18 protein-coding genes, 1 pseudogene, 1 riboswitch and 1 other annotated feature are annotated in these 25,423 nt (G+C 55.4%); of the genes and pseudogenes, 15 read left to right on the top strand and 4 right to left on the bottom strand.

Going from position 1 to position 25,423, the window contains the following annotated elements:
* Nucleotides 1-251: pseudogene (locus tag BLR64_RS30605) on the top strand (group II intron reverse transcriptase/maturase); the annotation flags it as partial.
* A gap of 95 nt (nucleotides 252-346) precedes the next feature.
* Here BLR64_RS30605 and hpt read toward each other — a convergent pair.
* The 3 genes from hpt to BLR64_RS23700 all read right to left on the bottom strand — a co-directional run bounded on the left by hpt (nucleotide 347) and on the right by BLR64_RS23700 (nucleotide 3,087).
* Nucleotides 347-880, bottom strand: coding sequence for a hypoxanthine phosphoribosyltransferase (gene hpt, locus BLR64_RS23710; RefSeq protein WP_090718346.1), 534 nt, complete (start codon nucleotides 878-880; stop codon nucleotides 347-349).
* Nucleotides 881-912: 32 nt separating this feature from the next.
* Complete coding sequence (locus BLR64_RS23705) at nucleotides 913-2,424, bottom strand: IMP dehydrogenase (RefSeq protein ID WP_090718343.1); 1,512 nt, start codon at nucleotides 2,422-2,424, stop codon at nucleotides 913-915.
* A gap of 102 nt (nucleotides 2,425-2,526) precedes the next feature.
* Nucleotides 2,527-3,087: a phosphoribosyltransferase gene (locus BLR64_RS23700; protein ID WP_090718340.1), complete on the bottom strand. Its 561-nt coding sequence runs from the start codon at nucleotides 3,085-3,087 to the stop codon at nucleotides 2,527-2,529.
* 125 nt (nucleotides 3,088-3,212) lie between these two features.
* Nucleotides 3,213-3,315: riboswitch (purine riboswitch) on the bottom strand.
* A 205-nt stretch (nucleotides 3,316-3,520) separates the two neighbouring features.
* Here BLR64_RS23700 and BLR64_RS23695 point away from each other — a divergent pair.
* The 10 genes from BLR64_RS23695 to ypfJ all read left to right on the top strand — a co-directional run bounded on the left by BLR64_RS23695 (nucleotide 3,521) and on the right by ypfJ (nucleotide 16,219).
* On the top strand, nucleotides 3,521-4,360 hold the full coding sequence (locus BLR64_RS23695) for a protein phosphatase 2C domain-containing protein (RefSeq protein WP_090718338.1): 840 nt from the start codon (nucleotides 3,521-3,523) through the stop codon (nucleotides 4,358-4,360).
* Between the two features lie 208 nt (nucleotides 4,361-4,568).
* Complete coding sequence (hemA, locus tag BLR64_RS23690; protein ID WP_090718336.1) at nucleotides 4,569-5,969, top strand: glutamyl-tRNA reductase; 1,401 nt, start codon at nucleotides 4,569-4,571, stop codon at nucleotides 5,967-5,969.
* A gap of 5 nt (nucleotides 5,970-5,974) precedes the next feature.
* The gene (ccsA, locus tag BLR64_RS23685; protein ID WP_090718333.1) at nucleotides 5,975-6,802 is read left to right on the top strand and encodes a cytochrome c biogenesis protein CcsA; all 828 of its coding nucleotides are present in this window, start codon (nucleotides 5,975-5,977) and stop codon (nucleotides 6,800-6,802) included.
* A 5-nt stretch (nucleotides 6,803-6,807) separates the two neighbouring features.
* On the top strand, nucleotides 6,808-7,455 hold the full coding sequence (locus BLR64_RS23680; RefSeq protein ID WP_090718331.1) for a precorrin-2 dehydrogenase/sirohydrochlorin ferrochelatase family protein: 648 nt from the start codon (nucleotides 6,808-6,810) through the stop codon (nucleotides 7,453-7,455).
* Nucleotides 7,456-7,702: 247 nt separating this feature from the next.
* Nucleotides 7,703-8,740, top strand: a complete 1,038-nt coding sequence (hemC, locus tag BLR64_RS23670; RefSeq protein ID WP_090718326.1) for a hydroxymethylbilane synthase — start codon at nucleotides 7,703-7,705, stop codon at nucleotides 8,738-8,740.
* A gap of 5 nt (nucleotides 8,741-8,745) precedes the next feature.
* On the top strand, nucleotides 8,746-10,302 hold the full coding sequence (gene cobA / locus BLR64_RS23665; protein WP_090718323.1) for a uroporphyrinogen-III C-methyltransferase: 1,557 nt from the start codon (nucleotides 8,746-8,748) through the stop codon (nucleotides 10,300-10,302).
* 717 nt (nucleotides 10,303-11,019) lie between these two features.
* Nucleotides 11,020-12,018 carry a porphobilinogen synthase gene (gene hemB / locus BLR64_RS23660; RefSeq protein ID WP_090718320.1) on the top strand — a complete coding sequence of 333 codons (999 nt, stop codon included), beginning with the start codon at nucleotides 11,020-11,022 and terminating at the stop codon, nucleotides 12,016-12,018.
* Nucleotides 12,019-12,045: 27 nt separating this feature from the next.
* The gene (gene hemL / locus BLR64_RS23655) at nucleotides 12,046-13,347 is read left to right on the top strand and encodes a glutamate-1-semialdehyde 2,1-aminomutase (protein ID WP_090718318.1); all 1,302 of its coding nucleotides are present in this window, start codon (nucleotides 12,046-12,048) and stop codon (nucleotides 13,345-13,347) included.
* A gap of 455 nt (nucleotides 13,348-13,802) precedes the next feature.
* Nucleotides 13,803-14,672, top strand: coding sequence for an RluA family pseudouridine synthase (locus BLR64_RS23650; RefSeq protein ID WP_090718351.1), 870 nt, complete (start codon nucleotides 13,803-13,805; stop codon nucleotides 14,670-14,672).
* Between the two features lie 692 nt (nucleotides 14,673-15,364).
* Nucleotides 15,365-16,219, top strand: a complete 855-nt coding sequence (gene ypfJ, locus BLR64_RS23645; RefSeq protein ID WP_090718315.1) for a KPN_02809 family neutral zinc metallopeptidase — start codon at nucleotides 15,365-15,367, stop codon at nucleotides 16,217-16,219.
* 164 nt (nucleotides 16,220-16,383) lie between these two features.
* On the opposite strand, the gene BLR64_RS23640 is transcribed toward ypfJ, so the two are convergent.
* Nucleotides 16,384-17,619 carry a GGDEF domain-containing protein gene (locus BLR64_RS23640; RefSeq protein ID WP_090718313.1) on the bottom strand — a complete coding sequence of 412 codons (1,236 nt, stop codon included), beginning with the start codon at nucleotides 17,617-17,619 and terminating at the stop codon, nucleotides 16,384-16,386.
* A 213-nt stretch (nucleotides 17,620-17,832) separates the two neighbouring features.
* On the opposite strand from BLR64_RS23640, the gene BLR64_RS23635 reads away from it, so the two are divergent.
* The 4 genes from BLR64_RS23635 to BLR64_RS23620 all read left to right on the top strand — a co-directional run bounded on the left by BLR64_RS23635 (nucleotide 17,833) and on the right by BLR64_RS23620 (nucleotide 25,419).
* The gene (locus tag BLR64_RS23635; RefSeq protein WP_167360771.1) at nucleotides 17,833-19,230 is read left to right on the top strand and encodes a glycosyltransferase family 4 protein; all 1,398 of its coding nucleotides are present in this window, start codon (nucleotides 17,833-17,835) and stop codon (nucleotides 19,228-19,230) included.
* A gap of 145 nt (nucleotides 19,231-19,375) precedes the next feature.
* A complete protein-coding gene (locus BLR64_RS23630; protein WP_090718307.1) occupies nucleotides 19,376-20,809 on the top strand; it encodes a LysM peptidoglycan-binding domain-containing protein in 1,434 nt (477 codons plus the stop codon).
* A 161-nt stretch (nucleotides 20,810-20,970) separates the two neighbouring features.
* Nucleotides 20,971-21,255 (top strand) — a binding site (T-box leader).
* An 82-nt stretch (nucleotides 21,256-21,337) separates the two neighbouring features.
* Nucleotides 21,338-24,037, top strand: coding sequence for a valine--tRNA ligase (locus tag BLR64_RS23625; RefSeq protein ID WP_090718348.1), 2,700 nt, complete (start codon nucleotides 21,338-21,340; stop codon nucleotides 24,035-24,037).
* A 5-nt stretch (nucleotides 24,038-24,042) separates the two neighbouring features.
* Nucleotides 24,043-25,419, top strand: a complete 1,377-nt coding sequence (locus BLR64_RS23620) for a bifunctional folylpolyglutamate synthase/dihydrofolate synthase (RefSeq protein ID WP_090718304.1) — start codon at nucleotides 24,043-24,045, stop codon at nucleotides 25,417-25,419.
* The last annotated feature ends 4 nt before the right edge of the window (nucleotides 25,420-25,423 follow it).

The following is a 25,423-nucleotide window of genomic DNA, read 5'->3' as shown; positions in this document are numbered from 1 at the left end:
GCGAATGGCTGCGAAGACGCCTGCGAATGTACATCTGGAAGCAATGGAAGAAGCCCAAAACAAAGGTGCAAAACCTACACAAGCTAGGGATACCGGAGTGGCAGGCCTACCAGTGGGGGAATTCCCGACTTGGCTATTGGCGTATCGCCGGAAGCCCTGTACTGTCTCGTTCCATAACAAACGAAAAGCTCGCACTGGCGGGATATTATGACTTCCCAGCACAGTACGAGCAATTACGTAAATTGCACTAATGCGATTGAACCGCCGTATACCGAACGGTACGTACGGTGGTGTGAGAGGTCGGCTACTCAGTCAATGGGTAGCCTCCTACTCGATTTCCTACAGCCTAATGCCCCCCATCCGTCTCCACAATCCATACCTCCGGCAGGTTGCGGTACTGCTCGGCGTAGTCGAGGCCGTAGCCGACGACGAATTCGTCGGGGATGTCGATGCCGCTGTAGTCGATGGGGATATCGGCCACGCGGCGGGAGGGCTTGCTGAGGATGGTGCAGATACGGACGCTGGCGGCTTCGCGGAGGGCGAAGAGCTGCTTCAGGTGCTGCAGGGTAAGGCCGGTGTCGATCAGGTCCTCGACGAGCAGCACATGCTTGCCGCGGATGTCGGTGTCGATGTCCTGCTTAATGGTAATGACACCTGAGGTGGTAGCGCTGCTGCCATAGCTGGATACAGACATATAGTCAACGGCGACAGGAAAGGTGATCTCCCGCATCAGATCGGACATGAATACTGCGGCTCCCTTCAGGATGCCGATGAGCACAAGCTCTTTGCCTTCATAATCGCGTGAGATGATGGCGCCCAGCTCCCGCACCTTGCTCTCCAGCTCTGCCTTGCTTACCAGTACCTTGCGTAATTCGTTCATAACCACTGCTCCTTGTGAGTCGATATTATCTGTCAGGATGTACGATCCTTCTCCTTTAGCATAACATCATGTGCCCCGCCTTCGTAAATAGTTGTGGCGGAGACAAGGGTGATTTTGGCGTGCTGCTGCAGCTGGGGGATGGTCAGTGCGCCGCAGTTGCACATGGTTGATTTGATTTTGCTGATGCTGAGATCCAGGTTATCCTTGAGCCGGCCGGCATAGGGGATGAAGGAATCGACGCCTTCTTCGAATTCGAGCTTGCTCTCCTTGTCGGCATTGCCGAAGTCGTAGCGCTGCCAGTTGCGGGCCCGGCTGGAGCCTTCGCCCCAGTATTCCTTGACAAAGTTCCCGCCTACGAGCAGCTTGCGGCCCGGGCTCTCGTCAAAACGGGCAAAGTAGCGGCCGAGCATAACAAAATCTGCGCCCATCGCCAGTGCAAGCACGATATGGTAGTCATGAACGATACCGCCGTCAGAGCAGATCGGTACGTAAATTCCCGTCTGCTCGTAATATTCCTGGCGGGCTGCGGCTACTTCGATTACAGCGGAAGCCTGGCCGCGGCCGATACCCTTCTGCTCCCGGGTAATGCAGATGGAGCCGCCGCCGATTCCGACCTTGATGAAATCCGCTCCAGCCTCGACCAGATACAGAAAACCTTCCTTATCCACCACATTGCCGGCGCCAACCTTTACAGCTTCTCCGAACGTTTCCTTTATATACTGGATCGTCTCGGCCTGCCATTCGGAATAGCCGTCCGAGGAGTCAATGCAGAGCACATCCGCTCCTGCTTCCACCAGTGCCGGTACCCGCTCCTTATAGTCACGCGAATTGATGCCTGCGCCGACGATCAGCTGCTTGTTGCTGTCATGAAGCTCCAGCGGATATTCCTGATGGCTGTCATAATCCTTGCGGAAGACCAGGTACATCAGATTGCCTTCGCTGTTCACGATCGGCAGACAGTTCAGCTTGTGGTCCCAGATCATATCATTAGCTTCGGTCAGGGTAATGCCTTCCTGGGCGTAGATCAGAGAGGAGAGCGGGGTCATGAACTCTGTAATCGGGCATTCCGGCGGCAGCCGGTTCTCACGGTAGTCGCGGCTGGTGACGATCCCCATCAGCTTGCCGGTCGGCTCCCCGTTATCAGTAATGGCGATGGTGGAGTGGCCGCTGCGGGCTTTAAGGGACAGAACATCCTGCAGGGTATCCTCCGGACGGAGGTTAGCGTCGCTTACGACAAAGCCTGCCTTGAATTTTTTGACTCGGCGGACCATCTCCACCTGCTGCTCGACGGACTGGGAGCCGTAGATGAAGGAGATGCCGCCGCTTTTGGCCAGGGCAATCGCCATATTATGGTCAGAGACCGCCTGCATAACGGCAGAGGTAACCGGAAGGTTCATGGTCAGCGCCGGAGTCTCGCCGCGTTTGAATTTGGTTACGGGGGTGCGCAGATCCACATTGCCCGGGATACATGCTTTGGTCGTCAGATTTGGAACGAGCAGAAATTCGCTGAACGTTCTGGACGGCTGCTCATAATAATAAGCCATTGTTTTCACTCCTTAAGTGTATGGTGAGTGCGGCTCCTCAACTGTTGCTGTATGCAGCCCGCTTTTGGAAAATCCGCAGTATTCTTTCATAAAAACCGTCCGTTATACCGCCGACAGCACCCGTACAGGAATCCCGTAGTCTGCTTCCAGCTGTCTGTAATGCTCGCCTTTGGCCAGAATGCCCTGTACCCCGACAAGCTCAATGCCCATGATCTTCATTTGATCAGCGATGCAGCGGATCGTTGCGCCCGAGCTGATGACATCATCGAGAATAAGCACCCGGTCCCCGGCCGTGAAGCCGTCAAAATAAATGTAATTCTCGTTATACGCCGTCTCCCGCTTGATACATACCTCATAATTGTCGTACAGCTCGGTGCTGAGCCGCAGGATGTTCATCGGTTTGTTCAGCTTGTAGGCCGCCAGCATTCCCCAGGTGTGACCGCCCGGCTCGGGCGATACGATATAATCGAAAGCCGGAAACTGCTCCGTAATGCTGCTGGCCAGATTATCGGTGATTTCACTGATCAGCTCGGGATGGATATAGGTGCCCCGCTCACCAAAAGGGTACAGCTTGAAATCATAGGCGGTATCCTTATTTTTGTAGATTCTCACGTTCTTGGCGCTGCTGATGGATTCACTGAGCCGTGCATACGATGCGCTCATGACCTTCACTCCCTTTGTCTGAATATGCAAAAATACCCCGGAATACAAGAGACGCCTGCAGAGCAAAGGTCGCTAAAAGCGGGCTGTCACAGTAACTTCTGCGGCAGCACGGATTCAAGCTTCTTCGTTCTTGCGGAGTCTCTTGTAGCCTGGGGCAATTTACGGTTGCCTGTAGAAACGCTCAAACCGGATTAATGAGCTTATACAAGAGTTATAATGTTGTAATGTTTGTGTTAGATATTATGACTTTTGTTATTTTTATATATGCTATCATTGTGGATTATATGTGTCAATCCTTGTTTTTGTGTCATTAAATATGACATTTATATTGACTAATCTGAATGGATTGGGCTTATAAAGGAAAAACGGGTGCTCTATGCGAAATGTAAAGGGATCAGTTACTTGCTGTTAGAGGAACGGAAGGGGGAGAGACATGGTAAGCATAAGCCATTGGACATTGGAAAAATATACGCTGCAAGGGGACGGGCAATGGAATGAGGATGCGCTGATCGTCAATGAAAATGCGAAGATTTACGGAGTCGTGGACGGGGCCACCTCGCTGTCACCTTACCGCAACAAGGAGGGAATGACCGGAGGGTATCTGGCTGCACAGCTGGCTGCTGCCTTTTTCGGGCAGGCGGACGGGCAGGAGCTGGAAAAGATAGCGGTCCAGGCCAACACACGTTTACGCGAGGTAATGGAAGCTGAAGGTGTGGATGTCCTGGATGCTTCTGCGCTATGGTCAGCTGCCTATGTCATTGTCAAAGTAAATCCGTATTCTATCGACTATATTCAGTCAGGAGACTGTATGCTGCTGTGCAAATACAGGGGTGGCGCGGTCAGGGCGCTAACGCATACCCAGGTGGCCCATATAGACAGGCTGACGCTGAACCGGATGGCGGAGCTGCGTGCGGCAGGAGTTGAAGATCCCCATGAGCTGCGCAGGCTGCTGCTCCCGCTGCTGCAGGATAACCGCAGAAAGGCAAATACGCTCGAAGGTTACGGTGTGATGAACGGCAGCCCGGAGTTCCCGCTTTTTCTGGAAAAGGGTACATTCAACCGGGCCAATGTGGAGAATCTATATTTGATAACAGACGGCTTATACTCGGGTGCGGAGAGCTGGGAAAGCCTGCTGGACAATATGGAGGCAAAAGGGCTGAATGGCTATACGGATGAGCTGTACACTAGAGAGCAGGAGGATGCCATGCTGCTGGCTGTTCCCCGTCTGAAGGTTTCGGATGACAAAACAGGAATGGTGCTTCGTTTCGTCTGACCTATAAATAAAATGAAAATAACCCATCATAAACCATAGTGCTTTTGTAGTTTTTTATTTATAATAATTATTATCTGGATGTCATAAAGAATTCAAAGGTTTTGTAAAAAGCCTTATATTGATGTGATATACTTAACACACGTGATTTGAGAAAATGTGAAAGACAGTGCCTGCACCACTGAATAGAGACTAGGATGGTGAACAAGCGATGCACATTGTCGTCGTTGGCCTGAATTACCGTACGGCTCCCGTTGAGGTGAGAGAGCAGTTCGCTTTTGCCGAGAAGGATCTGCCCGAAGCGCTTCATCAGCTGATGAAGACCAAGAGCGTGCTGGAAGGTGTCGTTGTTGCCACCTGTAACCGGACGGAAATTTATGTGGTCGTAGACCGCCTTCATATGTGCGGATATTTCATCCGCAGCTTTATGGAGCAGTGGTTCAATGTGAAAAGTGAGCAATTTACGCAGCATATGTATATATATGAGGATGAGCAGGCAATTGCCCATCTGTTCCGCGTAACCTGCGGTCTGGATTCCATGGTGATTGGTGAGACGCAGATTCTGGGGCAGGTGCGCAATTCTTTTTTGACTGCCCAGAGCGAGGGAGTGACCGGCACCTGGTTCAACCAGCTGTTCAAGCAGGCGGTGACGCTCGGCAAACGTGCGCATAATGAGACCTCGATCGGGGAGAGCGCCGTTTCGGTGAGCTATGCGGCTGTTGAGCTGGGTAAGCGGATCTTCGGCATGTTCACCGGTAAAAGAGTGCTGATTCTCGGCGCCGGCAAAATGAGCGAGCTTACCGTCAAGCACCTGTACAGCAGCGGCGCGGCTGAAGTGATTGTCGCGAACCGTACGCTATCGCGGGCGGTAGAGCTGGCGGAGAAGTTCTCCGGCAAACCGAGCACGATTGATGATGCGCTGCAGCATCTGGATGAGGTCGATATTGTGATCAGCTCCACCGGAGCTGAAGGCTATGTGCTGACTGCGGATCAGGTATCCGCCGGCATGAAGCGGCGCCCGTCGCGGCCGCTGTTCATGATCGACATTGCCGTTCCGCGTGATATTGATCCGGAAGCTGCGAATGTACAGGGTGTATTCCTGTATGATATTGATGATCTGGAAGGCATCGTGGAGAGCAATCTGGAAATGCGCCGCAGCGAAGCGGCGAAGATTGAAGTGATGATTGCCGAAGAGATGGAGGAGTTCCAGGTCTGGCTGAAGACGCTTGGTGTCAGACCGGTTATCCGCGCACTGCAGGACAAATCGAATGCCATTTATGAAGATACAATGGACAGCCTGTTCAACAAGCTGCCGGAGCTGGATGAGCATCAGCGCAAGGTGATCCGCCGCCTGACGAAGAGCATCGTGAACCAGATGATGCATGATCCGATCAATGTAATCAAGGAGATGTCCGGCGGAGACCAGGGGACCGAAGCGCTTGCGTATTTCACGCAGATCTTTGCCCTGCAGGAGCAGCTTGAAGCCGGCGGCGGAAGCGGAAGCAGACCAGCTCCTGCGCAGAAGCAGAAAAAAGAGGATGAACGTGTATCCGCTGCTGAATTCATTGTGCCTAAGACCGTTTTTGCTCCGGCAGGCCTGCTGGGCGGGTGAGCACCATGCAACTGCTGAACGGAATATATGATGCCGCTCTGCTGCTATATGCCCTGAGCCTGCTGTTTATTTTCTCGGATTGCCTAAGGCGTAATCCGGGCGGAAAGCGGCTGGGCACAGGGCTTCTTGCTGTTGTGGGCCTGCTGCAGATGGCGGGACTTGCGGTCCGTTTCTCCCAGGAGGGCGGGCTGCCGATTTTCACCCCTTATGATTTCCTGTTCTGGTTCTCCTTCATTATCGTCATTACGTCGCTGGCCATTGCCTATACTCGCGGCGGGGAATTTACCATTCTGCTGCTCAGCGGTGCCGGCTTCAGTGTGTTTCTGCTGAACCGGGTATGGCTGACGGCGGCAGATCATGGTCTGGAGAGCTGGAGGGCGGTGCACGGCTGGCTGGCGATGCATATTATTTTGGCCAATCTGAGCTTTGGCGCACTGACACTGGGGACGGTTTTTGCGATAATGTACCTGTTCCTGCATATGAAGCTGAAGAATAAAAAATGGGATGACCGCATCCGGCGGCTGCCGAGCCTCGAGACGATGGACAAATATTCATATACGGCGATACTGGCCGGTGTTCCGCTGCTGGTGGTGTCACTGGTGCTGGCGGGGATGTCGATCATTGCCGAGGGGCGGACGCCGCTGTTTCAGGATTCCAAGGTACTGACCACAATGGTCGGGCTGGGGGTATATATAACCTATATTCTGCTGAAAAGATCCGGCCGTAAAAGCGGTATGGTGATGGCCCGCTGGGCGATTTCGGGGTATGCTTTCATTATTCTCAATTTCCTGTTGAACTCGCTTTCTGAATTTCACGGCTGGAGCGGGAGGTGAGCGGGATGGCGGGGTATTTGCCGGTTATGCTGGATGTCAGCGGGCAAAAGATTGTGGTAATCGGCGGCGGAACTGTGGCGGAGCGCAAGGTACAGTCTCTGCTTGAAGCAGGAGCCGTGGTTACGGTGATCAGTCCGGGGCTTACGGCTGTGCTCTCCGGGCTGGCCGGGGAAGGCAGAATACAATGGATTAGCCGCGCTTATGAATCTGGAGATGTCCGGGGCGCCTTTCTGGTATACGCTGCGAGCAGTGATCATGCGGTAAATGAAGCAGCGGCTGCCGAAGCCAAGGCGCTTGGACTGCCGGTGAATGTAGCCAGTCATGCGGAAGCGGGAAATTTCATTACACCGGGGGTTCTGCGCCGGGGAAGGCTGACCGTGGCCGTCTCCACATCAGGCGCTGGACCCTCTGCTGCGGCTGAGATTACCGCGCAGCTGGCGGAGGTTTTGGGTGAGGAGTATGAGCCTTATCTGGATTTTCTGCACATGATGCGGTCCGAGATTAAGCGGCAGGAAGCCTCTGCCGAAGTCCGCAGACGGCTGCTGCACCGGCTCGGGCAGCTGGATGTGTTGAATCAGCTGCGTCAGGGCACCTTTATACAATGGACGCCGGAGACAGCCCGGGCGTGGATTACGGCGAACCGGGAGGAATAGCGGCGGAAGGAAGTGCCGGAAGAAGCGCCGGACCCTGGATGCTGGAAGTGATTGCACTTTGTGCAACAGAATCCTTGCTGAACAGCCGGGACAATCATTCTATTGCATTCTGTACAATTGATCTCAGGGAAATGAGGCTGAAACGCATAGAAGGTTCAACGTATATAATTGCCTGCCGCAGACTGTAAAAGAGTACTATGGCGGGAATAGTGGCGGGAGAAGAAGCGATACCGGGAGGAAGATGAGAATGCGCAAAATTATTGTAGGCAGCAGACAAAGCGCGCTGGCGCTGACCCAGACGGGGCATGTCATCGACGATCTGACGCGGCTTAGTGAGAAGCATGGCTTCGGGTTCACCTTTGAGGTGCACAAAATCATTACCAAGGGCGACCGGATTCTCGATGTCACCTTATCCAAGGTGGGCGGCAAAGGGCTGTTCGTAAAGGAAATTGAACAGGCCATGCTCGATAAAGTCATTGATATGGCCGTACATAGTATGAAGGATATGCCATCCGAGCTGCCGGAGGGGCTGATTAACGGGGCGGTGCCGAAGCGGGTCGACCCGCGCGACTGTCTGATTGCCACGGCTGCGGCAAGCCTTGAGGAGCTGCCGAGGGGTGCGCGCGTAGGCACAAGCAGCCTGCGCCGCTCCAGCCAGCTGGCCGCGCTGCGCCCTGATCTGGTGATTGAGCCGGTACGCGGCAACATTGATTCCCGGCTGAAGAAGCTGGAGAACGGCGAATACGACGCCATTCTGCTGGCCGCCGCCGGCCTGACCCGGATGGGCTGGCAGGACCGGGTAACCTCCTATCTGGAGCCGGAGGTATGTCTGCCGGCAGTAGGCCAGGGTGCGCTTGGCATTGAATGCCGTGAGGACGACAGCGAGCTGCGCAAGCTTTTGGCGCTGTACAATGATGAGCAGACAGCGCTTACGGTAGCTGCAGAACGGACGTTTCTTGGTGCGCTGAACGGCGGCTGCCAGGTACCGATTGGCGCATTTGCGGTGCTTGGGGCTGAAGGGAAAGTAGCAACGGCAGAAAGTCCGGAGGATCAAGAAAAAGTGGCAGAAGCGGTTTCTGGGAAAGCGGAGGAGTCCGGTCTTGCCGGGTCAAATAATCCTGCCGGACGGGTAATTACTTTGACAGGGATGGTCGGAACACCGGACGGTTCGGTGATTCTTAAAGAGACGCTTACGGGGACTGACCCGGTACAGCTTGGTGAAGAAGTGGCCCGCAAGCTGATTGCCCGGGGTGCGGAGAAGATTTTGGCGGATACAAGGGGATGATGGAGATGGCGGAGAAGACGGGGAAAGTATATCTGGTAGGTGCCGGTCCGGGAGATGCAAAGCTGATTACAGTAAAAGGGCTGGAGTGTATCCGCAAAGCGGATGTGCTGGTCTATGACCGTCTTGCCAGTCCGAGGCTGCTCAAGCATATGAAGTCCGGCGGGGAGAAAATCTATGTAGGCAAGCTGCCCGACCGCCACACCATGAAGCAGGAGGAGATCAACCAGCTTCTGGTTGATCTGGCGCTGGAAGGCAAAACGGTGGTGCGTCTTAAGGGCGGGGACCCGACGATCTTTGGCCGGGTGGGCGAAGAAGCAGAGCTGCTGCGCCAGAACGGCATCTATTATGAGATTGTGCCGGGCATTACCTCGGCCATCAGCGTGCCGGCATATGCCGGCATCCCGGTCACACACCGGGACTATGCGTCCTCCCTGTCGATTATTACCGGGCATGAAAGCCCGGACAAGCTGGACCATTCCATCCACTGGGACAAGGTTACGAATGCTACGGGAACGCTGGTCTTTCTGATGGGTGTAGCCAAAATCGGCTACATCAGCGGCCAGCTGATCAAGCACGGCCGTCCGCCGGAGACGCCGGTGGCGCTGGTGCGCTGGGGCACGCGCGCCGAGCAGGAGACGCTGACCGGTACGCTCGCCGACATTGAGGCGAAGGTAACAGCGGCCGGCTTCCAGCCGCCGGCGGTCATTGTGGTAGGCGAAGTGGTGCGCCAGCGCCCGCAGCTGATGTGGGCCGAGGCGCTGCCGCTGTTCGGCAAGCGCATCGTGGTGACCCGCGCCCGCAGCCAGGCAAGCGAGCTGGTGGACCGCATTGAGGAGCTCGGCGGCGAGCCGTACGAGTTCCCGGTGATTGAGACGGTCATGCCGGAGGATGCCGGGAAGAAAGCCGCCATAGCTTCCGCGCTGGGGGCGCTGGAAGCCTATGACTGGGTTTTCTTCACGAGCCCTAACGGCGTGGAGTTCTTTTGGCGTCACCTGGCGGAGCTTAAGGTGGATATCCGCGGTTTGCACCGCGCCCGGATCGGCGCGGTGGGGCCGGCCACAGCCGCCGCGCTGGCGGAGCGGGGGCTGGTGGCCGAGGAGTTGCCCGCCCGCTTCCAGGCGGAAGGGCTGCTGGAGGCGTTTGGCCCGCGGCTAGAGGCGGGCCAGAAGGTGCTGCTGCCGCGCGGGGACCTCGCGCGGGAGTGGCTTCCGGCCAAGCTGCGCGAGCTTGGGCTGGAAGTGACCGAGATCGACACCTACGAGACGGTGGTGACGGGCGAAGACGATATCGAGCTGCTGCGCCTGCTCGAGGAAAACCGCATCCATGCGGTTACATTCACCAGCTCCTCGACCGTGCGCAATTTCATCGAAATCCTGAAGCGCATGGGCCTGGAAGACCCGGTGGCCGTGCTGGCCGGCGTAAAGATCGCCTGCATCGGCCCGGTGACCGAGGAAACCGCCGTTGCTGCCGGCCTAACCCCCGGCCTGCTGCCGGACGAGGCTACGATCGAAGGCCTGGTACAGGAGCTGTGCCGCTGGAACGAGTCAACGAGAGTAAGATAGGGGCTTCATCCCCAGCAGGCGAAGCGGCAAGGATAGCTGCTTACGGCAGAGGATCGCCAGAGTGAATGGCAGGATTGCCTGTTACAAGCCGGCTGATGGTACAGATGACATTGGTTAGCTAGGCGGCTTGGACAGGCTGTTTGTCGTTAATGCGCCGGATGTCTGCGGAAGTGCAGAACGCGTTTGTGGGCTGGCTGGATGAGCTACGTTGTTGTAAGATGCGCCGGATGTCTGCTGAAGTGTTGAGGACATTAGGGTGCTGGCTGGATGAGCTATGCTGCATGTTGTGAAATGCGCCGGATGTCTGCGGAAGTGTTGAGCACATTAGAGTACTGGCTGGATGAGCTATGCTGTTGTAAGATGCGCCGGAGTCTGAAATAGGGCAGGTAACACTGTTCTGGTGCGGGTTAACTGCACTTTGTGCAACTAAACCCGGTCATATTCGGCTGCTGTATGGAATAGCTGCACTTTATACAACTAACTCTGCTTAAAACGGCTGGAAATCGCTTTTTCCGCCAGAATAGCTGCGCAAAATACAACTAATCTGGTTACTCGGGGGAAAACTGGAGTAATAGTTGTACAGCGTGCAGTTAACGTTAGTTTGAGGCGGGGGAGCCCTCCCGACCGATCAACATCAAGGGTATTCCGGACATTCGCTGACATTGCTCAGTGCTGCCGGACTTTTTTTACATATTAAATACACAGGAGGATACATCAATGAGCTTTCCAATTACCCGGCACCGCCGTCTGCGCGGTACAGCCGGAATCCGCGGGATGGTGCGGGAGACTGTGCTGAATACGCTGGATCTGATCCAGCCGATTTTTGTGACCTACGGGACAGGTGTGAAGACGGAGATTGGCTCGATGCCGGGCGTGTATCATTTTTCGCTTGATATGCTGAAGGCTGAGGTGGATGAAATTGCGGCGCTGGGAATTCCGGCGGTTCTGCTGTTCGGGATTCCGGAGACGAAGGATGCGGTGGGATCGTCCGGTTTTGCCGATGACGGGATTGTGCAGGAGGCGACACGCCTGATCAAACAATGGTACCCCGAGCTGCTGGTAGTAGCTGATACCTGTCTGTGTGAGTTCACGGACCACGGCCATTGCGGCATGGTTCATACTCATGTGGTTGACGGCGTGGTGCATGGGGATGTCATCAACGACGCTTCGCTGGAGCTGCTGACCCGCACGGCGGTATCGCAGGCCAAGGCCGGGGCGGATATTATCGCGCCTTCGAACATGATGGACGGGTTTGTGCAGGCCATTCGTGCCGGGCTGGATGAGAACGGATTTGAGCATGTGCCCATTATGTCCTATTCGGTAAAATACGCCTCCGCCTTCTACGGCCCTTTCCGCGAGGCTGCTGATTCTGCGCCGCAGTTCGGCAACCGCAAAACATACCAGATGGACCCGGCCAACCTGCGGGAAGCGATCCGCGAAGCGGACTCCGATGTGCTGGAAGGTGCCGACATGCTGATGGTTAAACCGGCGCTGGCTTATCTCGATGTGATCCGGACGATCCGCGACCAGTTTGATCTGCCTTTGGTGGCTTACAATGTGAGCGGGGAGTATTCGATGGTCAAAGCTGCTGCACTCCAGGGCTGGATCGATGAAAAAGCCATCGTAATGGAAATGCTGACCGGCATGAAGCGGGCTGGCGCGGACATTATTATCACTTATTTTGCCAAGGATGCGGCCCGCTGGCTGCGCGGATAACCAAAGAACAGAACAGGAGTGAATTACATGGGCAATGTGCCATTATCGCGCCGGGAAGAGGCTTCCCGGAACGCTTTTGAAGAAGCCAAGCAGTATATTCCCGGCGGGGTGAACAGCCCGGTGCGGGCGTTCAAATCGGTTGGCCTGACACCGGTGTATGTGGATCACGGGATCGGCTCGCGTATTTATGATATCGACGGCAACAGCTTTATCGACTATGTCTGCTCCTGGGGTCCGCTCATTATGGGACATGCGCATCCGGAGGTGGTCAAAGCGCTGCAGGAGACTGCGGTAAAAGGGACAAGCTTCGGCGCGCCGACGCTGCTGGAGACGGAAATGGCCAAGCTGGTCGTTGAGCGGGTACCGTCCGTTGATATTGTACGGATGGTTAATTCCGGTACGGAAGCTACCATGAGCGCCATCCGTCTGGCCCGCGGCTACACCGGACGCAGCAAAATCCTTAAATTCGAAGGCTCGTACCACGGCCATGCGGACAGCCTGCTGATCAAAGCCGGCTCGGGCGTCGCAACCTTGGGTCTGCCGGACAGCCCGGGAGTGCCGGAAGGGGTAGCGGTGAACACGATCACTGTACCTTACAACGATCTGGAAGGTGTCAAAATCGCCTTTGAACGCTACGGCAACGAAATCGCCGCAGTCATCGTCGAGCCGATTGCCGGCAATATGGGCGTTGTGCCGCCGCAGCCGGGCTTCCTTGAGGGTCTGCGGAAGGTGACTACGGGGTATGGGGCGCTGCTGATTTTTGACGAGGTGATGACCGGCTTCCGGGTGAACATCAGCTGTGCACAGGGCTTGTTCGGTATTGAACCGGATCTGACCTGCTTCGGCAAGGTCATCGGCGGCGGTCTTCCGGTCGGCGCTTACGGCGGCCGCAGGGAGATTATGGAGCAGATGGCTCCGGCTGGGCCGATCTATCAGGCCGGTACACTCAGCGGTAATCCGCTGGCGATGGCTGCCGGTTACAGCACGCTGAAGCTGCTCACGCCGGAGGTGTACGACCGGCTGGAAACGCTGGGCGCGCGTCTGGAAGCAGGGCTTAAGCGCAACAGCGTTGACACCGGCATCCCGCTGACGATCAACCGGATCGGCTCGATGGTCTGCCCGTTCTTCACGGAAGGGCCAGTCTATAACTTCGAAACGGCCAAGACCAGTAATCTTGAGCATTTCCGCAGCTACTTCGGCAAAATGCTCGACCAGGGCATCAGTGTGCCGCCTTCCCAGTTCGAGGGCATGTTCGTGTCAGGCGTGCACAGCGAGCAGGATATCGACGATACGCTTGAGGCGCACTATCAGGCGCTGAAGTCACTGTGACGGCTGGCGGCAGGGAGAAGCCGGGAAGCGGCGGTTGGGACAAGACGTCAACAGGCCGTTGGTATAAGCCTGCAAGAGGCGGCGAGAATAAGGCAGTAAAGGGCAGCTGGGATAAAGCGCCAAGAGGCCGCTGGGATAAGCCTGCAAAAGGCGGAGAGAATAGGGCATTAAAGGCCGCTGAGGATAAAGCGGTAAGAGGCAATTGGGATATGACCGCAAAAGGCAGCGGGAACAAGACGGTAAAGGGCAGCTGGGATAAGGCGGTCCAGGGCAGTGGAAATAAGGCTGCTAAGGGCGCCGGTGACAAGGCGGTAACAGGCAGTTGGGATAAGGCCGCCAAAAGCAGCGGGGACAACGCTGTAAAGAGCGCTGAGAACAAGCCGGCAGAGGCTGCCGGGAACAAGGCGGTCCAAGGCGGCGGCTCCTGGAAACGGCGCGGGGAATGGCTTGAAGCCATGCCTGGACGGGCTGTCACCGGAGCGGCCGATAAGGAGGCTGCGATTGACCGCTGGCTGCTGGAGACTGCCGGGATGCCGGCGAAGCTCCATGTCCGGCTGCGCCGCGAAGGCGGCATCCAGTGGCGGGGCGACCGGCTGCGGCTGGCGCTTTGGCCGCAGCGGGAAGCCGGGATAGAGCCGGTATGGCAGGAGGCGGAGGTGCTGTATGAAGACGACTTCTGCCTCGTCGTCCATAAGCCTGCGGGCATGGCGGTCCACCCGGACGGCAGCGGCTCGGATACTACGCTGGACCATCTGGTGGCCGGTCATTACGCCGCTTCCGGCGGCGGCATTGCCGTGCGCCATATCCACCGTCTGGACAAGGATACGACCGGTCCGGTGCTGTATGCGAAGAATGAGTACGCGCAGCTGGTACTCGATGAGGATATGCGCAGCAAGGACATTTCGCGCCGTTATGCAGCCATTGCTGAGGGCGCTGTGCCGGCTGAGCTCACCGTCATCGACGCGCCGATCGGCCGCGACCGGCATCATGCATCGCGGCGGCGGGTGTCGCCCGGCGGCCAGCCGGCGGTGACGCGGATTACCGGGCGCGAGGTGCTGCGCGGGGCAACCGCCCTGCAGGTCGAGCTCGAGACCGGGCGGACGCATCAAATCCGCGTTCACCTCAGCTATGCCGGCCATCCGCTCATTGGGGATGACCTGTATGGCGGGCCCCGCTGGGGACTGGCTGAGCCCGGGCGCCAGGCGCTGCATGGCGAAGCGCTGGCCTTCCGCCACCCCTGGACCCGAGAGCTGACCGTAGTGGCCGATCCGTGGCCCGAGGACATGCTCCGGCTGCGCGAGTCGCTGGGCGGCGCGCCTCTGTAACAAGGCGTACCGGAGAGCTTGACTGGCGGGGAATGGAGCACGCTCAACTGCGGGCTTATTAATTAAATCACTCTATGTTGCAAATAAAACCAGTGTGGCCCGCCAGAGTATTGGCGGGCCACACTGGTTTTGTGTAGGGGCTTGGAGTTGTTTCTCAAGCGAGCCTGCAGCTTGAGCTTTTTATGATACTCCGCAGGACACACCAATGAAATAAGTGGAAAATCGCCAACTAATTCTCGCTAAAACAACTTAACTTGGAAATTAGGTGGAAAAAGGCTGCTTAATTTTACGATTTTCGCCCTAAAAGGGGGTTGTGGCTTAAATTAAGTGGCATTTTTCCACTTAGGATTTGAAAAAGTGGGGAACCAAAGAAATTAGGTGGCGAAAATCCAACTAATTACATGAAGCCCACACAATACATGACCCCCACACAAAACATGCAGCTGACACTAGATTTTTATCTGAAGCCGCACTCCCGGCAGACTGTTAAACGGGTCCATCGAAATCCCTGGCGATTACCTCAATTTCCCAGCAGTCGCACCCTGCCGATTTTGGGTATAACACTATTAAGCGTTAGCAAACAAACATTAATAAGGTTTTGCTGGTTTTGCTGTTATCGCAAGAATCCGGAATGTCCGGATTGTTACGGAAACAATAATCCATTAATGTAAACGGACTGGAGGAAAGACACCATGAAGTGGCAGGGAAGAAGAGGCAGCTCGAATGTGGAGGACCGCAGAGGCAGCGGCGGCGGTGGCGGGAAGCTGGTCGGCGGCGGGATCGGAGGCATTATTCTGGTGGTTGTAGTCACGCTGCTGAGCGGCGGGAATGTCGGGGATATCCTGGGCAATCTGACTTCAGGCGGAACCACCACCTCCAATGCCCCTTATCAGGAGACGGCCGAGGAGCAGGAGCTGGCCCAATTTGTCTCAGTGGTGCTGGCGGATACGGAGGATGTGTGGAGTGACCTGTTTGCGGAGCAGGGGATGACTTACACTGATCCTACACTGGTGCTGTATAGCGGCAGCGTGAATTCGGCCTGCGGAACCGCAAGCTCGGCGGTCGGACCGTTTTATTGTCCGGGGGACAGCAAGCTGTATATCGACCTGAGCTTCTATGACGAGCTGCAGCAGCGCTTTAAGGCGCCGGGTGATTTTGCAATGGCCTATGTCATCGCCCATGAGGTTGGGCATCACGTGCAGACTCTGCTTGGAACGACCAAGCAGCTGGATTCCCTCCGCCGCAGCTTGAGCGAGACGGAATACAACAAATATCAGGTCCGCTTTGAGCTGCAGGCGGATTATCTGGCTGGAGTCTGGGCGAACCATGCCCAGGGGATGAATCTGCTGGAGGAGGGCGATCTGGAGGAGGCGCTGACGGCGGCGAGCGCTGTCGGCGATGATACGATCCAGAAGCAGGCCCAGGGCTATGCAGTCCCTGACAGCTTCACGCACGGGACGTCGGAGCAGCGGAAACGCTGGTTCTACAAAGGCTTCAACAACGGTACGATCACCGGCGGAGACACTTTTAACGCTGCCGAGCTGTAAACAATCGCGCCCTTTATGGAGCCGGTGATGTCCGCACTATTTATTGAGCTGCACGAACGCAGCCGGGTTTGCGGTGGATACCGCTTACCCTTATGCAGCTCTGCAGACACAACAAGAGCCGTTCCAACCGGGCAACCGGTGGAACGGCTCTTTTACATAACAGATTAGTCAGCCAGGGCATTATGTGACGAGAGGCGGCTACGGCCGAGTTTTTTGGATTCCAGCAGGAGCTGGTCGGCGCGGACGTACCCTTTTTCCATGGAAATGCTCAGGTCCGCTTTAAAGTAGTAGAGGCCAAATGAAGCCGAATAGCTGACCTCGATCTGCTGATCCTCATAATCCGCCACAGCGGAACTCCCTTCAATATCAAGCAGCATTTCCTGAATGATCAGGCTGCACTCCTGGTACGATTTGCCCCTCAGAAACAGTGTGAATTCCTCTCCACCGCTGCGGAACAGGATGTCCTCCTCCTGCAGACGGGCTTTCAGGGTATCGGCAAAATGAATAATGACCCTGTCACCAACAGCGTGATTGTAGGTATCGTTGATTTTTTTGAACCGGTCGATGTCTGCTACAACTATTCCTATATATTCGCTGCTGTGGTCGAGCTCGTTCATCATTTTGTCCATGTGGGCCCGGTTGAAGGTTCCGGTCAGGAAATCCTGATAGGCCATCTGCTCAAACTTGTCCCGTTCGAATTTGTGCTGGGCGCTCTGGGATTTGGAGAAGAAGGAAAGGCTGACAATGTAGTTCAGCAGGAACAACGCAATCAGCATCTCCCATTTCTCCATCTGCAGCAGACGCAGCAGCAGGGCATTGGTCAGCGCTACTTTGCTGAAATCCAGCAGGTTTCTGCTCTTGAACAGCAGGTCAAGCGCTTCTTTGCGTGTTGTAATGTCCCCGGAGAGGGCGAAGGTTATGACCAGAAACCCCGAGGACAAAAGAGTTGTTACACAGACCACCAGCAGGAACAGCAGCCAGTAACCGGCGGGAACATGTGCGGCAGCCGGATAGAGCAGCGTGTAGAGGTAATAGGCGGCGGTTCCGCCAAGCGTGAAAGAGCCGATATTATAAAAAGCGTCCAGGAATTCTCCCGTATCGGCGGTCTTTGTTTTCTTTTTATAGATGTACACTGTAGTCCGGTAGAAAATCTCATAAACTAGCGTGCCGAGCGGTCCGGCAAAAATACCGAAGGAAGAAGTATAGCTGATCGCATAGTCGATCGTGGAATTCCCTTTACGGGTAACAATGCGCAGCTGAAAGTAAAAGCTGGCGAATACCCAGTAGAGCAGCATGGCTTTTATATATGTAACATCCAGAACCACTGAAGGGTGCGTTAGAAGCGCCAGGACCACAGCAGCCGCGAACAGGGAGAGGTCGAATAATCTAGCTTTAGACATATCAGTAACATCCTTTCGAGCGTTATACCGATTATACCCGAAATGTGTAAACATGATGAAAATAGTTTTGCAAAAATTCACACTTTACTTCGTTGATAGAATTGAGACCCCACCCATGCCGGAAACCGGCGCCGGACATATAATACTTTGTTAATGCATATGCCGGCTGTTTCTTTTTCTGTAGTGAAATCTATAACCGGAGGAGAGGGATTCATGAGAATATTGCTGGTCACCTACTGGGGACTCACGAATCTGGGCGGGATCTGGACCTATATCAAGCAGCTCTCAGATAAGCTGGCCCAGCAGGGGCATGAGGTTACGCTCATGGGCAGCCATGTGGACAGCAACACGTTATACCTGCTGGACCGCAATGCTTATTTTGATAAAAAAGCTTACTACTCCTCGCTGCTTCCTTATCTGGATCCGCTGCAGTTTCCCCATCTCCACCAGGAGCACGGGATATTCAGCTTTGAGCTGGGACGCTATGTATTTGAAGGCGGCGCTGCAGCGCTCGGGCTTGAGCAGTATGATGTTATTCACGCCCAGGATCCTATTTCTGCATATGCGCTGCGCAGGGTAATGAAGAAGGAGGTGCCGCTGGTGGCAAGCATGCACGGGGCCCTTGCCCGCGAATCCTATTATGAATACAGGGGGCTTGAACCGGGACTGACCCGGGAGGAGTACGAGAAACGGCCGATCTGGAGCTATTTCCGGAGAATGGAGCAGCTTGCTGTACATGCGGCTGATCTGATTCTTGTTTCTTCAAAATGGATTGGACAGGTTGTGGGCGGCCACGGTGTCACGCCTGACCGGATTCATATTCAGCCCTATGGGGTCAATCTGGAGGAGTATGAGGCCAAGGCTTTAATGCCGTCCCCGCTGAAGCGGCGTCAAGGTAAAAAGCTCATCATGTATGCAGGACGCCTTGAATACATTAAGGGAGTTCACATCCTGATCCGTGCGCTCGGCCTATTGCAGCAGCGGCGCCGGGACTGGATCTGTGTCATCGCCGGCAGCGGAAGTCTGCTGGAGGAGCTGAAGCTGCAGGCACAGGCGCTGGGCGTGCAGGATGACATTGATTTTACCGGAACAATAGACAATATTCCTGCTGCGCTGACGTCCGCCGATATTTATGTCCAGCCCAGCCTGCAGGATACCCAACCCTTTTCAGTGACGGAAGCCCAGCTTGCCGGCATAGCACCCGTGGTGGCGGGTACGACAGGGATGCCCGAGATGGTACAGCACGGAGTGACAGGCTGGATTGTGCCTGCGGACAATGCAGCAGCACTGGCCGGTCAGCTGGAGCTGCTGCTGTGTGATGACAGCCTGCGGGCCAGAGCCGGCAGTGCAGCACAGCGGTGGGCACAGGCAAACCGTTCGTTGGATACGATGGCGGAAGGGACGCTTAAGGCTTACCGCAGAGCAGCAGAGATGCATGGCTGGCCGCAGCAGAGTCGTCCTGCCGGGCAGTCAGGACACCTTATTCAGGGGGCATTTCATCCGGCCGATCTGCTGAATGTAATCACTCCCGGCAATCCGCTGGAGTCTGTGCTGCGCAGCCGACTTCCGGCGGATTACAGAATACCTGATGCTAATATCCTCCCCGGGTAAAGCCGTAAGCACAGGGCAAAACCGGATGTGTCCAAATCAGTCATGCCTTCCTGATTGGAGCATATACATGAGTGGAGTAACATTTTGGGCTTATGCTCTGGGCTTGTCTCAGGGTTAGATTATGCCAAGAAGGAGGAAATTTCCCGTGTTTGACCAGTCCCACGGCTTGCGGTTTGATATTTATGAACGCATCCACCTGCCTGCAGAACTTCCGGGAATCGCTGAGCTGGAAGAGGTGGAGCTCATTCCGGAAATTCAGGTGATTCAGCGGGAAGACCGGGCCGAGCTCTACGGCCAGCTGCTGCTCACCGGGCTTTACCGGGGAGAAAATGACCGGACGGAGCGCCTGGAGCATGCAATCCCCGTTGAAATCACAGTCCCGCTGACCCGGGTCAGATCACTTGAAGACATAGGGGTAGAGATCGAGAACTTCGATATCGACCTGCTTACAATGCGTACTGTCAACATAACCGGCGTGCTTTCCCTGAGGGGAATTGGCGGAACGGAGACAGGGACGGCCTGGCAGCAGGAGGAGTATACAGTGGCTTACTCTCCCGAGCAGGAGGACCGGGCAGCTGCTGCTCCGGCCGAGGGCAGGGAACAGGACGGCGATGCCCTGTATGAGAATTCACTGTGGACCTACGGCGAGGGGGCGGCGGAAATTCCTGCTGACCAGCAGGAGTATACCTCCTTTATTCCCGATGCGGCAGCGGTCAATCCGCTGGTTCTGGAGAGCTCTGTCTATACACAGGCGGCTGAACCTGCTGCCCAGCCGCATAAGGATAAGGAAACGAAGCTGCGCACGCACAGCCTGGAGGACAAGGCGGGATTCACAGGTGGAGCAGCCGCGGAAGCCTGGGAGAAGGGGAAGGCACCGGCGGAGCCGGTATCCGGGTATTTTTTCGGCACGCGAGAGAAGGAACCGGCAGTGAAAACGGCCGTTTCTGCCGCTGATATTACGCTGGCAGGTTCCGGTGATGCTGCAGAGGAGATTGTTCCCGCAGCTGCGCAGGCGTTTGATTTCGCGGACATCGCCTCCGGGCAGCTCTATGCCGAGAGACGGGAAGAGCCGATTGCTGAAGTTGAGCCTGAGAATGAGAATGAGAATACTCCTCCGGAGGTTCAGGAAGAAGCAGTGCTGCCGGAAGCGGAGGACACCAAGGAGAAGGATACGTTTCTCTCACCGGAAACGCTGCCTGTCCAGGAAGATAAGGCAGATCTCAAGGTTGCGCTCGGCAGCAAGAAGGAAGAGGCAAGCTCCGCCAAGGAGCATCTCACCTTCTCCTCCCTGCTCAGCTCAAGCCGGGCCCATAAGGAGCAGGAGAGCGCAGTGACGGCTGCAGCGGCCCCGCAGCCGGAGGTTCAGGAAGCGGGGAATGACAGCGACTGGAAGAGCCGTTTTATCAGCAGAACCGGCGGTGCGGAGCTGTTCCGCAAGGTCCGGATGTGCATTGTGCAGCGGGAGGATACGCTGGATACGATTGCCGAAAAGTATCAGCTCAGCGCAAGGGAGCTGGTAATGTACAACCGGCTGGCCGGCCAGAATGTGGAAGAGGGGCAGGTTTTATATATTCCTTAGATTATGGTTATGGGACTGAGCAGCGGCTTCCTGAATGCGGGGAGTGCTGCTCAGTTTTTGTTAGCAAAGAATATATTCAATAGTATAAGACCGGCTGTTTGTGTGTATGCTGGTTGACTAGGAATAGTACTGAATGTATTATGGGAATAAGTAAAACTTAGCTAAAGACTGGGAACGGGAAGAGTAGGTCGTCAGCCCTTCAGAGAGCGGAATTGTAATTGCTGTGATTTTCCGCAGGATGCATGCCACCGAAGTCGCCCCGGAGTCGCCCTTCCGAAGGTTAAGCCGTTATCAGGCTGATCCGTGTAGGATGTGGCCGGACGCAGCCGTTATCTGCATGAGTGTCGCGCTAAGCTTGGGGAACTGCAGGTTCCCGGGCACAGGGTTATTTGGTATTAGCGCGAAACAAAGGTGGTACCGCGAAAGAATGGCCTTTCGTCCTTTGAGACGAAAGGCCTTTTTGTATTTTCAGAAGAGAAGAAATTAATGGAGGTTCTGAACATGGCTGATGACATCAAAGCGGCAGAGATGCTGCCGGACACGCAGGAAGCGGCAGCACAGGCTGCGGCTGACAATAGCGCTAAGAACGACATGCCTACTACCTACGATCCGAAAGCGGCAGAGAACAAGTGGTACACCTACTGGATGGAGAATGAATTCTTCAAGGCCGGCCAGCGGCCGGACGCAGAGCCTTACAGCATTGTAATCCCTCCGCCGAACGTAACAGGGATGCTGCACATCGGGCACGCGCTCGACTTCACCCTGCAGGATATTCTGATCCGTACCAAGCGTATGCAGGGTTATGATACCCTCTGGCTGCCGGGAACGGACCATGCGGGAATTGCTACCCAGACCAAGGTGGAACAGAAGCTGCGCCAGCAGGGGATTTCCCGCCATGACCTTGGCCGCGAGAAGTTCCTGGAGCAGGTATGGGCCTGGAAGGACCAGTATGCCGAAACGATTCACGGACAGTGGGCGAAGATGGGCTTGTCCCTGGACTATTCCCGCGAACGCTTCACCCTGGATGAAGGCTTGACCAAAGGGGTGCGCCAGGTTTTTGTTGAGCTGTACCGCAAAGGCCTGATCTACCGCGGCAAACGCATCATCAACTGGGACCCGGCTGCACGTACGGCCCTGTCGGATATTGAAGTTGAATACAAGGAAGTTAACGGGCACCTGTACCATCTGCGTTATCCGCTGAAGGACGGCAGCGGCCACATTACTGTAGCCACTACACGTCCAGAGACGATGCTCGGCGATACAGCGGTAGCCGTACATCCTAAGGATGAGCGTTATAAGGACCTGATCGGCAAAACGCTGATCCTGCCGATTATCGGTCGGGAAATTCCGATTATTGCTGATGACTATGTAGAGAAGGAATTCGGCAGCGGCGCGGTGAAGATTACTCCGGCCCATGATCCGAATGACTTTGAGGTAGGCCAGCGCCACAATCTGCCGCAGATCAATGTGATGGATGAGGGCGGCATCATGAATGAGGAAGCTGGACCTTATAACGGCCAGGACCGCAGCGAATGCCGCAAGAACATCGTAGCTGATCTGAAAGAGCAGGGCGTCCTGATCTCAATCGAGGATCACGTACACCAGGTAGGACACAGCGAGCGCTCCGGCGCTGTAGTTGAGCCTTATCTGTCCACCCAGTGGTTCGTTAAAATGCAGCCCCTGGCTGAAGTGGCCATCAATGCGCAGAAGGAAGGCAACGGCGTTAATTTTGTTCCTGAGCGTTTCGAGAAGACTTACCTGAACTGGATCGAAAATGTACGCGACTGGTGTATCTCCCGCCAGCTGTGGTGGGGACACCGCATTCCGGCCTGGTACTCGGAGTCTACAGGTGAAGTATTTGTAGCCTACAGTGAGGAAGAGGCCCGCCAAATGAGCGGACTTGATGATCTGAAGCAGGATGAGGATGTGCTGGATACCTGGTTCAGCTCGAATCTCTGGCCGTTTGCCACACTGGGCTGGCCTGACGAGAGCAGCAGCGACTACCAGCGCTACTATCCGAACAACGTGCTTGTTACCGGATACGATATCATCTATTTCTGGGTAGCGCGTATGATCTTCTCCGCCTTTGAATTTACCGGCCAGAAGCCGTTCGCTGATGTATTCATGCACGGTCTGGTACGGGATGCCGACGGCCGCAAAATGTCCAAATCGCTCGGCAACGGAATCGACCCGCTGGATGTTATTGAACAGTATGGCGCAGACGCTATGCGCTATATGATTTCAACCGGGATTACTGCCGGACAGGATTTGCGTTTCCGGATGGAAAAGGTAGAGCAGGCCCGCAATTTTGCCAACAAGATCTGGAACGCATCGCGTTTTGCGCTGATGAATCTGGAGGGCGTAACTTTTGCAGATATTGACATTACAGGTGAGCTTACAACGGCTGACCGCTGGATTTTGCACCGCCTGAACGAAACTTCCCGCGATATTACGCGTCTAATTGACGCGTACGAGTACGGCGAGACTGGCCGTCTGCTGTACAACTTCATCTGGGATGACCTGTGCGACTGGTATATCGAGTTCGCGAAGCTGTCTCTGTATGGTGCGGATGCGGCTGCCAAGGCCAAGACCCAATCGGTGCTCGCTTACGTGCTCGACCGCACACTGCGCCTGATTCACCCGTTCATGCCGTTCATTACCGAGGAGATCTGGCAGCATCTGCCGCACGAGGGAGCAACGATTACACTGGCAGAATGGCCTAAGTACGACGCAGCACTGGAAAGCCCTGAGGCTGTGGCCGAAATGAACCTGCTGATGGACATCATCCGCGCGGTACGCAATATCCGTGCAGAGGTTAATGTACCGATGAGCAAAAAGGTAGAGCTGATCATCAAGGCAGGCAATGCAGAAACACTCAGCATCATTACCCGCAACGACAATTACATCGGACGCTTCTGCAACACGTCTTCGTTCGAAGCCGGACTAGATCCTCAGACGCCGGACAAAGTCATGTCTGCAGTGGTTACCGGGGCAGAGCTGCTGCTGCCGCTGTCAGGGCTGATTGATATTGAGCAGGAGATTATCCGTCTCGAAAAAGAAGTGCAGACGCTGAACAGTGAAGTGGAACGCGTTGAGAAAAAGCTTGGCAACCAAGGCTTTGTTGCCAAGGCTCCGGCTAAAGTCATCGAAGAGGAACGGGCGAAGCAGGCGGATTATTCCGCTAAGCGCGAGAAAGTGCTGGCCCGCATCGCAGAGCTGAGAGGATAAGGGATATGGAAGAGATGATCGGGAGCGGTAACGCCGCTCCTTTGGGTTCTTATACAGAAGCAGTGGACTGGATTAACGGGCTGATTCCATTTGGCATCCGTCCAGGGCTGGAGCGGATCGAGCTCCTCATGGAGAAGCTCGGCAACCCGCACCGCCGGCTGAAGTTCATTCATGTGGCAGGGACGAACGGCAAAGGCTCGTCCTGCGCTTTTTTGACAAGTGTGCTGCTCAAAAGCGGCTACAGTGTTGGAACGTTTACTTCCCCGTACATCACCAAATTCACCAACCGTTTTCAGTATAACGGCACGGATATTCCCGAAGACACCCTTACTGCGCTTGCGGAAAAGCTGCGTCCTCTGGTGGAAGAGATCGCTGCCGGCGAGCTTGGTTCACCGACGATGTTCGAGGTCGCGACAGCACTGGCTATCCTCTACTATGCCGAATGCTGTTTCCCTGACGTAGTCGTATGGGAGACAGGGCTTGGGGGAAGGCTGGATGTAACGAACATCGTAATGCCGGTTGTTTCCGTAATTACCAATGTCGGGCATGACCATACTGATGTGCTGGGCGATACGCTGGAGAAGATTGCTTTTGAGAAGGCGGGTATTATTAAGCCCGGTGTTCCTGTGGTCAGCTGTGTCAGCCAGCCTGAAGTGATCGCCGTTCTGAAGGCGCGGGCCGAAGCCTGCCGTTCAAAGCTGTATCTGGCCGGGGAAGATTTCAGATATGAGCCTGCAGGTATCGAAGAAGGTGTACAGAGCTTTACCTTCAAGGGACCTTTCCGTGAGCTTCAGGTCGGCATCGCCATGAAAGGCGAGCATCAGCTGAGTAACGCGGCCGGAGCGATGATGGTTGTTGAGGTGCTGCGCCAGTATATGGCGTTCATGCTGGAGGATGAGGATGTGCTCCAGGGCTTCAGGGATACCTTCTGGGCCGGACGTCTGGAAGAAGTAAGCCGGCATCCGCGGATTGTACTCGACGGTGCGCATAATCCCGAAGGCGCGGAGAGCCTGGCCAGAAGCCTGCCGCAGTTTTATCAGTACGGTAAATTAAATTTACTCATGGGGATGCTGGCTAATAAGCATCATGAGTCATACTTCAAGCATATACTGCCTATAGTGGATACGCTCATCCTGACCGAACCGGATTTCCGGAAGAAAATGGACGCGGAAGAACTGCAGGCAATCGCAGAACGTCTGCGGGACAAATATGCCAGGAACCATTTGGAAATCATAGTAGAACGTAATTGGGGCAAGGCGCTGCAGCTGCTGCAGTCGATCACGTCGGAGAAGGATCTTGCGGTCGTGTCCGGCACACTGTATCTGATTTCCGATGTGCGCAGTACGCTTTTGCAGCAACCCGATTCTGAAAAAGGCTGGTGACGAA

It is taken from the genome of Paenibacillus typhae (assembly GCF_900099765.1).
In the GTDB taxonomy this organism is placed as follows: domain Bacteria; phylum Bacillota; class Bacilli; order Paenibacillales; family Paenibacillaceae; genus Paenibacillus_AQ; species Paenibacillus_AQ typhae.
Note: the sequence above shows the minus strand (reverse complement) of the source record. Positions and strands in the feature narration are given on the sequence as shown.